Genomic DNA, 14,985 nt, shown 5'->3' with positions numbered 1-14,985 from the left:
ATAAATAGCTTATAAGCTGTAATACATTTGGAACTCAATTGGGTGAGTGGTCATGCGTAATAAGTTCACCTCTTCCATTTTAAGTTCAATATAGCTTTGAACCCAGTCTTCGCTAAAAACGCCACCCCTAACCAAGAATTCATGGTCTTTTTCCAAAGCCGCCAATGCCTCATCTAAAGAAGCACAAACAGTTGGGATCAATTTATCTTCTTCTGGAGGCAAATCATATAAATTTTTATCTGCTGCTTCACCTGGATGAATCTTGTTTTGAATACCATCTAAACCTGCCATCAATAAAGCAGCAAAACATAAATATGGGTTTGCCATTGGGTCAGGGAAACGCGCTTCAATACGACGCCCTTTAGGGCTAGCCACATAAGGGATACGAATGGAAGCTGAACGATTTTTAGCAGAATAAGCCAATTTGGTTGGCGCTTCATAATGTGGCACCAAACGTTTATAGGAGTTGGTACTTGGATTGGTGATAGCATTTAATGCCTTAGCATGTTTGATGATGCCACCAATATAGTAAAGAGCTGTTTCAGATAAGCCCGCATAGCCTTCTCCTGCAAATAGGTTTTGCCCATCTTTCCAAATTGACTGATGCACATGCATACCAGAACCATTGTCGCCTACAATAGGCTTAGGCATAAAAGTAGCTGTTTTACCAAAATTATGCGCCACATTGCGGATAATGTATTTAGTCATTTGGGTCCAGTCGGCACGTTGGATAATGCTGCTAAAACGGGTACCAATTTCCATTTGACCAGCTGTTGCCACTTCATGGTGATGCACTTCAACAGGAATACCCACTTCTTCCATAATCAAACAGGCAGCTGAACGTAAATCTTGACCTGAATCGACTGGAGGCACAGGGAAATACCCACCTTTCACACCAGGTCTATGTCCCGTATTGCCACCATCAAAACTGTCACCTGAAGACCATGCGGCTTCTTCTGCATTGATTTTTAAGAAAGTGCCTGACATATCGGTTTTAAACTGCACACTATCAAACACAAAAAATTCTGGCTCAGGACCAAAAAAAGCGGTATCCCCAATGCCAGTTGATTTCAAATAGTTTTCAGCGCGTTTGGCCACAGAACGAGGACAACGATCATAGCCTCGACCATCAGCAGGGTCAATGACATCGCAAGATAGAACCAAAGTTGGTTCATCATAAAATGGGTCTAAAAAAGCAGTTTCTGAATCTGGGATCAACAACATATCTGAAGCTTGAATACCTTTCCAACCAGCAATGGAAGAGCCATCGAATGGCTGTCCTGTTTCTAACCACTCTTCAACATCATCCAACGCAACATGAGCAGGAATAGAAACATGGTGTTCTTTACCTAAAGTGTCGGTAAACCGTAAATCAATAAATTTGACGTTATTTTCTTTTAATAAAGTTAAAACCTTGCTTGCAGACATGTACTGTTCTCCTCAGGGAAAGGGCGCAAAAAACAAATATCGATCAATTGATGCAACATGGTTCATTTTGCCATAAAATTGACTCTTGTCGATAGAAATTTTAAATTTTTTTTGCATTTCGTTTTTGTTGTATTATTTTTGATAATGTTCGATTAAACAAAAAAAACAACAAAATTTTGTTCAAAAAAGAAAATAAATTATGAAAGAAGAAAAAATTATGTCCGATTTTTTACAAGAAATTTCCGAAAGAGCGAAAACCAATGGCATACCTTATTATGGTTTAGCTTCAGCTGCTGAAACTTGGGCTGTTTTGCAACAAACTACTGACGCAATCCTGATTGATGTACGCACTCAAGCAGAGTTCCAGTTTGTAGGACATGTTCCCGATTCGGTATTAATTGAGTGGAAATCTTTTCCTGGGATGAAAACCAATGAACATTTTTTAGAACAGTTACAAAAAATAACCAAAAAAGATCAAATCATTTTCTTGTTGTGCAGAACAGGCGCTCGCTCTCATGATGCCGCACTTGCTGCAACTGCCATTGGCTATACTCATCTTATCAATATTGAGCATGGTTTTGAAGGGGATAAAAATGCAGCAGGGCACCGCGGTTGCGTCAATGGTTGGAAAGCATCTGCCTTACCTTGGATACAGAGCTAAATAAGCTTGAAAGTTTTATAAAAAACAGGCAAAGTGTGATTTTTATTTGGTCAGATTGCATAATATGATTTTTAAATATGGTGTTATTGGTCATCCGATTGCGCACAGTCGCTCACCTGATATTCATTTACACTTTGCCAAACAGGAAAATGTTGAGCTGTCTTATGAAAAAATACTTTCCCCACTTGATGGCTTTGCACATACAGCCCAGCAATTTTTTCATCAAGGCGGTTTAGGCGTTAATATTACTGTGCCATTTAAACATGAAGCGTTTCTTTTAGCGGATACCTTGACCGAACGAGCCCAAGCAGCACAATCGGTAAATACATTAAAAAAAATGCCTGATGGCACATTGTTGGGGGATACAACTGATGGCGAAGGGATTATCTGCGATATTCAAGATAATTTAAACTTTTCTATTACCCAAAAACACGTCTTAATTTTAGGTGCTGGTGGTGCAGTAGCCAGTATTATTGAGCCTTTATTACTGCAACGCCCAGCTTCCTTGGTTATTGTCAATCGGACGCTGAATAAAGCGCAAGATTTAGCCAATCGATTCGCACACTGGGGCGCAATCAAAGCCACTTCTTACGATGACTTACCCAAACATAAAGAAGCATTTGATTTGGTGATTAATGGGACATCCAGCAGTTTACATGAAGAACAGCTCCCTTTACCTAATGATCTTTTTGGTTCTACCTCAATGGCCTATGACATGTTTTATGGCAGCAAACCCACTTCTTTTTTAGTTTGGGCGCAACAACATGGTGCGCAATATTTGGCCGATGGCTTGGGTATGTTAATTGAACAAGCGGCAGCTTCTTATTATTTATGGCAAGGCTTTATGCCCAACACACAAAACGTCATTACACAATTACGTGCTCATTTAGCACAAGAGAATTAATATCATGCTACGTAAGCTATTTTGGCTGTGTGTTTCGCCTATTATCTTATTCATATTGTTCAATGTTTACATTTTAGGCAATATTATTTCTTGGCGTGCACTTGCCCCAGAAACAACTTCGTTTATGCGTCATCAAATGCGTGTCTTAAAAACCGAAGATGAAGAAGCGGTTTTACAATACAAATGGGTATCTTATGGCGATATTTCCATTAATTTAAAACGAGCACTGATTGCATCAGAAGATGCCCGCTTTACCCAGCACGAAGGTTTTGATTGGGCAGGCATCCAATATGCCATGAAAAAAAATGCTCAGACAGGTAAAGTGAGTGCAGGAGGTTCAACCATTAGTCAACAATTGGCTAAAAATTTATTTTTATGGGAAGGTAAAAGCTATATTCGCAAAGCAGAAGAAGCGCTCATTACTTTAATGTTAGAAGGCAATATGAGTAAAGAACGTATTTTTGCACTTTATTTGAATGTGATTGAATGGGGACATGGTGTTTATGGCGCGGATGCGGCCAGCGAATATCATTTTGATGGCAAGGCAAAATCTTTAAGTGCTTTTCAAGCAGCACGTTTGGCTGCAATGGTGACCAATCCCCGCTATTATGATGATCACCCTAAAGATAGACGTTTAAGTAATAAAACCAATATTATTTTACGTCGTTTAGGTTCTGCCCAACTTCCCGATGAAGCACAAGAAAAAGCCATTGAACAAACACAGACAAAAAAATCAAAACGCAAAAAAAACCGTAGAAAAACCAATTAGGTTTTAAGATCACCCAATTTATCAATTAATTTAATCAATGATCTAAAAAAAATATAAAATTTATTAAATTATCTACTTACATTTTTAGCTAAAACTGTTATTCTTAAAACAAATATATATTCAGTGTCTCAACCAAGGGGCTATCGCATGAATAGTTTAAAAGAAAAAGGCTTAATCAACGAAGCCGAACAGAACGCACACCAATCGGGTATGACGCGTCGTACCTTATTAACCTCTTTAGGTGTCTTATTCGCGTCTTCTGTTGTGCCATTTGCGTTGGCACAAAAAGACCCCATGAGTATTGTTGCAAATCACGAAGTCAAGTTTCTTGAGCTTTCCCAATTTTTAACGGGCAAACAGTTAGATCCTATTCTGGCAAACAGAGTACTGGAAGCACTCAGCAAAATTGATTCATCATTTCCCAAAAAAGCAAAATTTCTGGAAAAAGAAATTCGATGGGCGCAGCTTCATGATGTGGATGCCTTTAAAACATCTACTCTATTTGAACAACCAGAGCTAAAAGAAACAGCTCTAACCATTATTTCAGCTTGGTATTTAGGTTATGCAGGCACACCCGTTGATCAAGTTGCAACTGACAATACTGTTTTCATCACATACACGCAGGCACTGATGTATTTGCCCACACAAAATGCATTGGTGATTCCCTCCTACATGAAGTGGGGAACAAACTACTGGGTCAACCCGCCTAAATTTGGCTAAACAAAAAAATAATGATATTGGGAGAACACCATGAGTACTGTGTATGACGCAGATGTAATTGTAATTGGTTCAGGCGCTTTAGGCAGTAATGCCGCATATGAGCTGGTTAAACAGGGAAAATCAGTCATTATTTTAGAAGCAGGCGAACGCATTCCCCGCTGGAAAATCGTGGATAATTTTCGCAACTCTTCACGCAAAGGCAATTATAACGATCCTTATCCTAATGAGCCTTGGGCCAGAACATCATATGAGGAAGGTTATATTGAAAACACAGGGTCCTTCAACTTCAAACCGGGTATGCTTAAACTGGTTGGCGGAACCACTTGGCACTGGGCTGCAGCATGTTGGCGTTATCTACCCAATGACATGAAGTTAAATACACTCTATGGTGTTGGTAGAGACTGGCCTTTAGAGTATGAAGAACTTGAACCTTATTATGTCAGGGCAGAAAAGGCATTAGGCGTTGCAGGGAACAATCAAGACGACCAAAGTGGTCAAGGAGGAAAAGCCTTCCCTCCTCGCTCGGAACCTTACCCTATGCCTCCTGAAGGCGAAACATATTTATTCAAACGGTTAAAAGAACGTTTATCACCTCATGGTTTTCATTTTATCCATGAACCTAATGCTCGCCCAACCTTACCTTATGATGGGCGCCCCGCCTGCCAAGGCAACAATAATTGTATGCCAGTATGCCCAATTGGTACGATGTACAGTGGCAACGTGCATGCCGAAAAAGCAGAACAACTAGGGGCAAAACTCATTACCGATGCAACAGCCTATAAACTGGAAAAAGGGGCAAACAATAAAATTGTCGCTGTTCATTACAAATCTTCAAAAGGAGATGATGTTCGTTTAAGTGCCAAATATTTTATTGTCGCAGCACATGGTTTAGAAACACCTAAACTATTATTGATTTCAGATGTAGCCAACTCATCAGATCAAGTCGGGCGCAATTTAATGGATCATACGGGAATGGGCTTACAATTTATGGCAGATGAACCACTTTGGACTGGACGAGGCCCAGTACAACAAGGGGGGATTTTTAATTGGCGTGATGGCCCATTTAGACGACAACATTCAGCCATTAAACATGCTGTCAGTAATGGTGTACCCAATGTTCCTGTGACCAAGCGCTTATTGAGCCAAGGGATTATTGGTTCAGAACTGGATAAAAGAATCACTTTTGATACAGAACGATGGGTTGATATTTCCACTGTATTTGAAATTTTGCCACATGCCAGTAACACGGTCAGACCGAGCGCCACAAAAAAAGATGCTTTGGGTATCCCGATGTTAACGGTTCACTATGAAGTTGATGATTATGTCAAAGCTGCACGAGATGTGGCGATGAAAGATTATCATCAATTTGTCTCACTTATGGGCGGTGAAGTGGTACAAGACAATACGGGTTGGCAAAACCGAGATCATCTTATGGGCTCGGTCATTATGGGCAGTAACCCTAAAGACGCCGTTGTGGACAAACATTGTCGCACCTTTGACCATGACAATTTGTTTTTAGCCACAACAGGAGTGATTCCTGCTTCAGGCGTTATTAACCCCACACTGACAGGTGTCGCACTGAGTATTAGACTGGCTGACACTATTGCTCTTGAACTTTAAAAGAAGGAACAACAACATTATGGCCTATCTTGACCAAATCAAAACCTTCTTAAAAAGCGGCATCATTATCTTAGCTGTACTGAGCCCGCAACTGTCCATGGCAGCAGACCAGCAATTAATCGATAAAGGTACCTATCTTGCTCGTGCAGCAGATTGTATGGCTTGCCATACTGCCAAAGGAGCAGAAAACACACCTTTTGCTGGAGGATATGAGTTTCCCATGCCAATGGGCATCATTGTTTCCAGCAATATTACCCCATCCAAACAATTTGGTATTGGGCAGTATACAGAAGAACAATTTAAAAAAGCAATCAAAGAGGGTATTAGAGCAGATGGTTCTCGCTTGTACCCAGCGATGCCTTATACTGAATACAGTCAAATAACAGATGAAGACATTCATGCTTTATATGCTTACTTTATGAATGCAGTCGAACCAGTTGATGAAGCTCCGCAAGCAAAAAGTAAGCTGTCTTTTCCTTTTAATGCGCCCGGTATGATGGCTGTTTGGGATGGTTTATTTTTAAATAAAGCGTCTTTTAAAAATGATCCAACTGTCTCTAATGAAATTAATCGTGGCCGTTATCTGGTTGATGCCTTAGCCCATTGTGGCACTTGCCATACCCCACGAAACTCATTTATGGCTTCAGACCAAAAGCAATATTTGTCTGGTTCAGTTGTCAATGGCTGGTTTGCACCAAACATTACCTCTGATCCAATCAGTGGCATAGGCGGCTGGACCAATGAAGAGTTAGTGACTTATTTTAAAAACGGACATGTCCCTAATAAAGGACAAGCTGCAGGAGGCATGGCCGAAGCCGTTGAAAAGAGCTTAAAACATTTAACCGATGAAGACTTAAATGCCATCGCCTTGTATCTAAAAACAGTGACACCTATTCACGACAAAAATCAAACACTGGCCTCTTATGCCATTACACAAGCAAAACCTTTAGAGGTGTCATTAATTGAAACAGGCAACAACAATAACCAAAAAGGCAATATAAATGAATTGGATGGTGCGGTTCTGTATAATGCTGCGTGCGCAAGCTGCCATGGTATGAATGGTGAAGGCACTCGTGATGGTCAATTTCCCTCTTTAACACAAAACTCTTCAGTAGGTGCCATGCAACCGAATAATCTGGTTATGGCAATTGCGTTTGGCGTACAAAGAGCAGGACAAGACCAAACCGTTTTAATGCCTGCTTTTGGCGTCGCAAGCAACAGCATTGGCAGCAAATTAACAGATGCACAAATTGCGGCTGTGGCCAATTATGTGATTGATCGCTTTGGGCAAAGTAAAGTTGTCTTAACTGAACGGCAAGTGGCTACCATTAAAAAAGGCGGAGAAACACCTTTTTTAATTAAAGCAGCCCCTGCTTTAGCCGTGATATTTGGCTTAATGGTATTTGCTCTACTGATCTGGTGTATACAAAAATTCAGAAGCCGACGTCGTTAACTTAAGACAAAATTCATCTATTTGATCAAAATGCCCTTATTTTAAAATAAGGGCATTTTGATTGATTAGGCCAAAATAGGGGCTAAATCTTTTTGGGCTTGTTCAATAGACACCCCACGCCGCTTGGCATAATCCGCCAATTGATCAGCCATTATTTTCCCTGTCCCAAAATAATGACCGTGTTTACTGGCCAAATAAAACCCACTAACAGCCGCCGTTGGCAACATGGCATAACTTTCAGTTAAGGTAATACCAACCTTAGGCACATCAAGTAAATCAAACAGAGCCTCTTTTGTTGTATGATCTGGACAAGCTGGATAACCTGGCGCAGGACGAATGCCTTGGTATTTTTCCGCAATTAATTCATCATTACTTAAATGCTCATCAGCAGCATAGCCCCAAAATTCCTGTCGCACACGCTCATGCATACGCTCTGCCAATGCTTCAGCAAAACGATCGGCCAACGCTTTGAGCAAAATCGCACTGAAATCATCATTATTTTGCTCAAAATAAGCCACTTTTTCATCGATGCCTATACCCGCAGTCACAGCAAAAGCACCAATATAATCTTCGCGCCCACTGTCCACTGGTGCCACAAAATCGGCCAAACAACTATTGTATTTACCCGATACTTTTGGCAACTGTTGACGCAAGGTGTGCCAACGCATTTTTTCTTGATGTTGCTCATCAAACACCACAATATCATCATCTGCTGTGCTGTTTGCAGCAAAGAAACCAATCACAGCAGACGCTTTAATCCATTTTTGTGCAATGATATTTTTCAACATTTCCTGCGCATTTTGATATAAGTCTCTGGCTGTTTCACCCACAACTTCATCGTCCAAAATAGCAGGGAAACGCCCAGCCAATTCCCAACTTTGGAAAAAAACAGTCCAGTCAAAATAGGGTAAAAGCTCTTCTAAAGGATAATCTTCAAAATAGGTGACGCCCATTTTTTTGGGTGGCGTAATGGTTTCTTCTGCCCAATTAATCGGCAACTTATTGGCTCGCGCATCAGCAATAGACACAAGTTTGGCACTGCCTTTTTGAGCATATTGTTCGCGAATAAGATGATACTCATCTTTTACCTGTTGCTTAAATTCTTCAACCCCATGCTCAGATAAAAGCTGAGACAATACCCCTACCGTACGCGAAGCATCCAATACATGCATGGCAAAACCAGAAGGATAATTCGGTGCAATTTTAACGGCAGTATGGGCTTTTGATGTTGTGGCACCACCAATCAACAACGGCAGGGTAAAACCTTGGCGCTCCATCTCTTTAGCCACATGGCACATTTCTTCTAAGCTTGGGGTAATTAAACCAGACAAACCAATTAAATCTGCCTTATGTTCTTTTGCCGCATCCAAAATTGTTTGCGCAGGAACCATCACACCTAAATCAATCACTTTATAATTGTTACAACGCAAGACCACTGCCACAATATTTTTGCCAATATCGTGTACATCACCTTTAACGGTGGCAATCACCATAACCGCTTGTGCGGGCTCATCGGTTAACCCTAAATCAATTTTTTCTTGCTCAATAAAAGGCTGCAAATAGGCTACTGCCTGCTTCATCACTCGGGCAGATTTAACCACCTGAGGCAAAAACATTTTACCGTCGCCAAATAAATCCCCCACCACATTCATGCCATCCATTAAGGGACCTTCAATCACATTAATAGGGCGCGGTAACTGTTGACGAGCCTCTTCAGTATCCTCTTCAATATATTGGGTAATGCCTTTGACCAAAGCATGTTCTATTCTTTTGGCAACTGGCCATGTACGCCAAACCAAATCTTCTTGTTTATTTTGAGCAACATCACCTTTAAATGTTTCAGCTAAAGCAATCAAATGTTCTGTGGCATCCCCCCCATCTTTTGGTGTACGCATCAACACCACATCTTCAATACGTTCACGTAAAATAGGCTCTACTTCATCATAGACTTCTAAAGCACCTGCATTGACGATGCCCATGGTCAACCCATTTTTAATGGCATAATACAAAAAGACAGCATGGATGGCTTCTCGAACCTTATTATTGCCTCTAAAACTGAACGACACATTTGAAATACCGCCAGAAGTTTTGGCATAAGGTAAATTGTGCGTAATCCAACCACAAGCTTCAATATAATCAAGCCCATAACGCACATGCTCTTCAATACCAGTGGCAATGGCAAACACGTTTGGATCAAAAATAATATCCGCAGGATCAAAGCCAACTTTATTCACCAAAATATCATAGCTGCGTTTACAGATATTGATTTTACGCTCATAAGTATCTGCTTGACCTTGTTCATCAAAAGCCATGACCACAACTGCTGCACCATAACGTTTGACCAAAATGGCCTGACGAATAAAAGCTTCTTCTCCTTCTTTCATCGAAATTGAGTTGACAATACCCTTGCCCTGAATACATTTCAAACCAGCTTCAATGACTTCCCAACGAGAGCTGTCAATCATAATAGGCACTCGGCAAATGTCAGGCTCCCCTGCCACCAAATTTAAAAACTGCACCATTGCCGCTTTGGCATCCAACATGCCTTCATCCATGTTGATGTCAATAATTTGTGCACCGTTTTCAACCTGATTTTGTGCCACAGCTAAGGCTTCATCAAATTGATTATTCAAAATCAAACGAGCAAAAGCTTTACTGCCTGTCACATTGGTGCGCTCACCCACATTAACAAATAAAGAGTTTTTATCAATATTAAAGGGTTCCAAACCACTTAAACGGCACTGAACAGGCAATTGAGGGATTTTACGTGGTGCAATGGTCGATACAGCCTGAGCAATTGCCGCAATATGCGCAGGCGTTGTCCCACAGCACCCACCCACAATATTAATTAAGCCATCTTTTGCCCATTCAGCAATGCTTTGAGCCATATCTTCTGGCCCTAAATCATAGCCACCAAAAGCATTAGGTAACCCTGCATTGGGATGAACAGACACAAATGTTTCGCAAATTTGGCTAAATGTTTCCACATGAGGACGCAATAAATCAGGCCCTAAAGCACAGTTCAAACCAAAACTTAAGGGTTTCACATGGCGTAAGCTGTTATAAAACGCTTCGGGTGTTTGACCTGTTAAGGTGCGCCCAGACTGATCGGTAATGGTGCCAGAAATCATGATAGGCAATTGAATGCCTTTTTGTTCAAAATAGGTCTCAATAGCAAACAATGCCGCTTTAGCATTAAGCGTATCAAAAATGGTTTCAACCATCAGCAAATCTGCACCACCTTGAACCAAACCATCAATGGCAACAAGATACGCTTCTTTTAATTCATCAAAAGTAATATTGCGTAAGCTTGAATTATTCACATCAGGACTAATGCTTGCGGTTCTATTGGTTGGGCCCAACACACCTGCAACCAGTCTTGGTTTATTTAGGTTGGTTTGCGTCACCTCTTGTGCCACCATTTTGGCCAAACGTGCCGCTTCAAAATTCAGCTCAAACACCAACTCTTCCATACCATAATCAGCTTGGGCCACAGCCGTACTGTTAAAAGAATTGGTTTCTAAAATATCAGCTCCTGCCAATAAGTAATCACGATGCATTTGTGCAATAGCATCAGGTTGAGTCAAAACCAAAAGGTCATTATTGCCTTTAAGGTCTTGTGGCCAGTTTGCAAATCGTGTCCCCCGAAAATCAGCTTCTGTGAATTTTTTTTGTTGAATCAACGTACCCATACCGCCATCTAAAACAAGGATACGTTGTGTCAGTAATTGTTGTAATTCTGAATAAGTCATGCTTAATTTGACCATTAAAAAGAAGGATAAAGGGTTAAGGATACCTTAACTTGTCCTGAAACCAAAAAAAAGAAAACGATTTTTAAATAACCAAAAGGCTTAAACCATCTCCTACTGTGATTTTATCTTACACTCAATATATAAATTTTATGGTTCAATAAGAGCATAAACCCACCAAACTCCTGTCTTAGCTACTTTTATAAAACCATTGATACTGTACTTTACCCTATTTCAAAACAATAATTTTTCATTAGGTTAAAATGTAAAAAGCAATCTGATTAGATTGCTTTTTACATCAAGCCGTTCTGATCAATTTGCTCGTTCTTTTAAAATTTTCACCGCAGGCAATTCCTTGCCTTCTAAAAACTCTAAAAATGCCCCACCACCTGTACTGATATAATCAATTTTATCGGTTACACCGAAGCTAGCAATAGCTGCTAAGGTGTCTCCCCCTCCAGCAATAGAAAAGGCTGAGCTCTCTGCAATGGCCTGAGCCAAAGTATGGGTACCTTCTGCAAATTGAGGAAACTCAAACACGCCAACAGGGCCATTCCACACCACTGTACCTGCTTTTTGAATGATGTCTACTAACTCCTGTGCTGAATTTGGGCCAATATCCAAAATCATATCGTCCGCTTGAACCTCATCAATGGGTTTAAGCGTTGCTTTGGCATCTTCGGCAAAGGCTTTTGCTGTCACCACATCTGTTGGCAAAGGTACACAACCGCCATGCTTACTCATTTGGTTCATCACTTCATTGGCTTCATTCAGTAAGTTTGTTTCAGCTAGGGAGTTACCAACATCATGCCCTTTTGCCAACAAAAAGGTATTGGCAATGCCTCCCCCCACAATAAGCTGATCGACTTTATCTGCCAAGCTTTTTAAAATGGTTAACTTTGTTGATACTTTACTGCCTGCTACAATGGCCACCAATGGTCTTTTTGGTTCTTCTAAAGCAATGCTGAGCGCTTCTAACTCGGCAGTTAATAATAAACCTGCACATGCAACAGGGGCAAACTGTGCAACGGCATAAATAGACGCTTCAGCGCGATGTGCGGTACCAAAAGCATCATTCACAAATACATCACAAAGTGAAGCATAGGCTTTTCCTAATGCTTCGCTGTTTTTCTTTTCCCCTACATTAAAGCGTACGTTTTCCAACATCACGATTTGTCCAGGTTCAACGGACACACCATTTTGCCAATCTTGACACAAAGGAACAGGTTTGTTCAATAAAGCACTTAAGCATTTACTCACAGGCAGCAAAGTGTCTTCTGCTGTAGGTTCGCCTTCTGTGGGTCGCCCCAAATGACTCATCACAATCACCGCTGCCCCTTGAGCCAAGCAATATTCAATGGAGGGCAATGAAGCAACAATTCTTGTGTCATCTGTTATGGCACCATCTTTTAATGGTATATTCATATCAACACGAATAAGGACTCTTTTACCCGTGATGTTTTGTTCTTTAAGTTTTAAAAAAGGCATAATTTAGTGCACCTTAAAAATAAAGGTTGGGAAAATAAATAAAATTCTTATATTATCGTATGAGTTGACTGTTTACGCAAAGATTTAATCCATGAAAAAACTGATTTTAGGTTTATTGACTCTACTGATTGTGGCTGCATCTGGTTATTTTTTCTACCAGTATCAACCTGTACCAGATGTTTTACCCATCGAACAAACAAGCACACCTGTTGATGCGTCTGAGCCACAACAAGTAGACGTTCTAAACAATGACTGGGGGCAAACGCCTGTTGACCAATTGCCAAGGATTACCAAAATAAAGGTTTATAAAGCTCAGCGTTATATGGAGCTTTTAGCCAAAGATCAAATTGTACGACGCTATGCAATTCGCTTAGGTTTTGCACCAGAAGGCCATAAAAAAGAAGAAGGTGATGGCAAAACACCAGAAGGCAACTACATAATCGACTGGCGTAACCCAAACAGTTCTTATTATAAATCTTTGCATGTTTCCTACCCCAATCAGGCAGACACTAAACAGGCGCAAGACAGAGGTGTGAGCGCAGGTGGAGACATTATGATTCACGGCACTATTAACACCAAACAAGGCAAAGAAGGAGAACCTTTATACCGTTATATGCCCAATCGAGATTGGACTTTTGGCTGCATTGCGGTAAGTAATGCGGTGATGGACGAATTATGGATTTTAATTAAAAACAATACCCCAATTGAAATTGTCCCTTAACTATTTTAGTCAATGACGGTTGCCCCTAGGGTATTTTTAAAATGATTCAATGCCCATTCATGTCCAACAGGGTCAAAACTGGCAACCGCATTTTTATGTACGACTATTTGATAGCCAAGGTTATAAGCATCCACGGCTGTGTGTAACACACAAATGTCGGTACACACACCTGTTAAATGAATTTCTGTAATCTGGCGTTCTCTTAGACGAATATCTAAATCTGTGCCACTAAAGGCTGAATAATGGCGTTTATCTAACCAATAAACGGTTTCTTTATTTTGATGTTGTTCATATATATTGGCTAATTGACCATATAATGAACGACCCGATGTGCCAATAAGATTATGAGCGGGAAACAATTTATTTTCTGGATGATAAACATCATGTTGATGATGCGCATCTATGGCAAACACAACAAAATCACCTGCTTGAATAAATTGTTCTGTCAGTAAGGTAAGGCTTTGCTCTATAGCTTGTCCAGGCTTTGCGGTGGTTAACTTACCATCTGTTGCCACAAAATCATAAGTATAATCAATTGATAACAATGCTTTCATTCCACACCTCTTTCGCTATTTTTTGATTGTACAATAAAGTCATACGCTATTTTTTTATTCACACCTGATAATTCACTGGTCAGTTCAGCCGCTTGTTTTGTTGGCAAATGTTTTGCCAAAACCATGGCCATATTTTGTGCTTCTATCGTTAAGTCAGTTTGTTTTTCTGCCTTAACGCCTTCTATTAATAAGACAAATTCCCCTCTACTCTGATTACGGTCATTTTTAACCTGTTCAAGTAATTGGGCTACATCACCATCTAAAATGGTTTCAAATGTTTTGGTTAACTCTCGCGCAAGCACCACTCGTCTTGTACCAAAAACAGTGACCATATCTTCTAAAGTCGCTTCAATACGATGAGGCGTTTCAAAAGCAACAACGGTATAAGAGGCTTTTAACCAGCTTTGCAATACAGTTTGCCGCTCTTTGCTTTTTGGGGGCAAAAAACCCGCAAAGAAAAATTGGGCATCATTCATGCCCGCCACACTTAAAGCACCAACCAAGGCACTGGCACCAACAATGGGAGAAACGCTAAAACCTGCATCTCGTACGCCTTTAACCAAACGCGCACCTGGGTCACAAATGGCAGGAGTGCCCGCATCGGATAACTGCACCACTATTTTGTTCTCTTGTAATGCTTGGATCACTTGTTGCACCATTTGTGCTTCATTGTGTTCACGCACACTGATCAGTTTCCCTTTTAAACCATAAGCGCTCAGTAACTGCGCACTGACTCTCGTGTCCTCTGCACAAATCAAATCAGCTTTTTCCAACACAGCCAAAGCACGTAAGGTAATATCAGATAAATTGCCAATTGGGGTGGCCAGCACATATAAAGTTTGGGTAAGCAAACTCTGTTTGGCCTGATCGATATATTTTTGCACGTTTAAACCTGATGTAATATTATTGACTGGACAC

12 protein-coding genes are annotated in these 14,985 nt (G+C 40.6%); 7 read left to right on the top strand and 5 right to left on the bottom strand.

The annotated features are described in order from the left end of the window. Positions 1–9: 9 nt before the first annotated feature. A complete protein-coding gene (gene glnA, locus AADH04_RS08955) occupies positions 10–1,428 on the bottom strand; it encodes a type I glutamate--ammonia ligase (protein WP_434776946.1) in 1,419 nt (472 codons plus the stop codon). Between the two features lie 199 nt (positions 1,429–1,627). On the opposite strand from glnA, the gene AADH04_RS08950 reads away from it, so the two are divergent. The 6 genes from AADH04_RS08950 to AADH04_RS08925 all read left to right on the top strand — a co-directional run bounded on the left by AADH04_RS08950 (position 1,628) and on the right by AADH04_RS08925 (position 7,555). After that, complete coding sequence (locus AADH04_RS08950) at positions 1,628–2,089, top strand: rhodanese-like domain-containing protein (protein WP_434776945.1); 462 nt, start codon at positions 1,628–1,630, stop codon at positions 2,087–2,089. 64 nt (positions 2,090–2,153) lie between these two features. Beyond that, positions 2,154–2,993 carry a shikimate dehydrogenase gene (aroE, locus tag AADH04_RS08945; RefSeq protein ID WP_434776944.1) on the top strand — a complete coding sequence of 280 codons (840 nt, stop codon included), beginning with the start codon at positions 2,154–2,156 and terminating at the stop codon, positions 2,991–2,993. Positions 2,994–2,997: 4 nt separating this feature from the next. Then, complete coding sequence (gene mtgA, locus AADH04_RS08940; protein ID WP_434776943.1) at positions 2,998–3,762, top strand: monofunctional biosynthetic peptidoglycan transglycosylase; 765 nt, start codon at positions 2,998–3,000, stop codon at positions 3,760–3,762. Between the two features lie 147 nt (positions 3,763–3,909). Next, a complete protein-coding gene (locus tag AADH04_RS08935) occupies positions 3,910–4,482 on the top strand; it encodes a sugar dehydrogenase complex small subunit (protein WP_434776942.1) in 573 nt (190 codons plus the stop codon). Positions 4,483–4,512: 30 nt separating this feature from the next. Beyond that, positions 4,513–6,102: a GMC family oxidoreductase gene (locus tag AADH04_RS08930; RefSeq protein WP_434776941.1), complete on the top strand. Its 1,590-nt coding sequence runs from the start codon at positions 4,513–4,515 to the stop codon at positions 6,100–6,102. A 19-nt stretch (positions 6,103–6,121) separates the two neighbouring features. Next, positions 6,122–7,555 carry a c-type cytochrome gene (locus AADH04_RS08925; protein WP_434776940.1) on the top strand — a complete coding sequence of 478 codons (1,434 nt, stop codon included), beginning with the start codon at positions 6,122–6,124 and terminating at the stop codon, positions 7,553–7,555. 65 nt (positions 7,556–7,620) lie between these two features. Here AADH04_RS08925 and metH read toward each other — a convergent pair whose 3' ends face one another. Beyond that, entirely contained in the window at positions 7,621–11,307 is a 3,687-nt protein-coding gene (gene metH, locus AADH04_RS08920; RefSeq protein WP_434776939.1) for a methionine synthase, read from the bottom strand. Positions 11,308–11,616: 309 nt separating this feature from the next. Beyond that, positions 11,617–12,792 (bottom strand): phosphoglycerate kinase, encoded by a 1,176-nt coding sequence (locus AADH04_RS08915; protein ID WP_434776938.1) that lies wholly within the window; start codon positions 12,790–12,792, stop codon positions 11,617–11,619. A 91-nt stretch (positions 12,793–12,883) separates the two neighbouring features. Between AADH04_RS08915 and AADH04_RS08910 the strand changes: the two genes are divergently transcribed. Further along, positions 12,884–13,513, top strand: coding sequence for a L,D-transpeptidase family protein (locus AADH04_RS08910; protein WP_434776937.1), 630 nt, complete (start codon positions 12,884–12,886; stop codon positions 13,511–13,513). Positions 13,514–13,518: 5 nt separating this feature from the next. On the opposite strand, the gene AADH04_RS08905 is transcribed toward AADH04_RS08910, so the two are convergent. Then, positions 13,519–14,067 carry a cysteine hydrolase family protein gene (locus AADH04_RS08905; protein WP_434776936.1) on the bottom strand — a complete coding sequence of 183 codons (549 nt, stop codon included), beginning with the start codon at positions 14,065–14,067 and terminating at the stop codon, positions 13,519–13,521. Then, positions 14,064–14,951 (bottom strand): 16S rRNA (cytidine(1402)-2'-O)-methyltransferase, encoded by an 888-nt coding sequence (gene rsmI, locus AADH04_RS08900; protein WP_434776935.1) that lies wholly within the window; start codon positions 14,949–14,951, stop codon positions 14,064–14,066. The genes AADH04_RS08905 and rsmI overlap by 4 nt, the downstream gene beginning before the upstream one ends. Positions 14,952–14,985 lie beyond the last annotated feature (34 nt).

Source organism: Neisseria sp. Ec49-e6-T10, from assembly GCF_051132615.1.
GTDB lineage: Bacteria > Pseudomonadota > Gammaproteobacteria > Burkholderiales > Neisseriaceae.
Note: the sequence above shows the minus strand (reverse complement) of the source record. Positions and strands in the feature narration are given on the sequence as shown.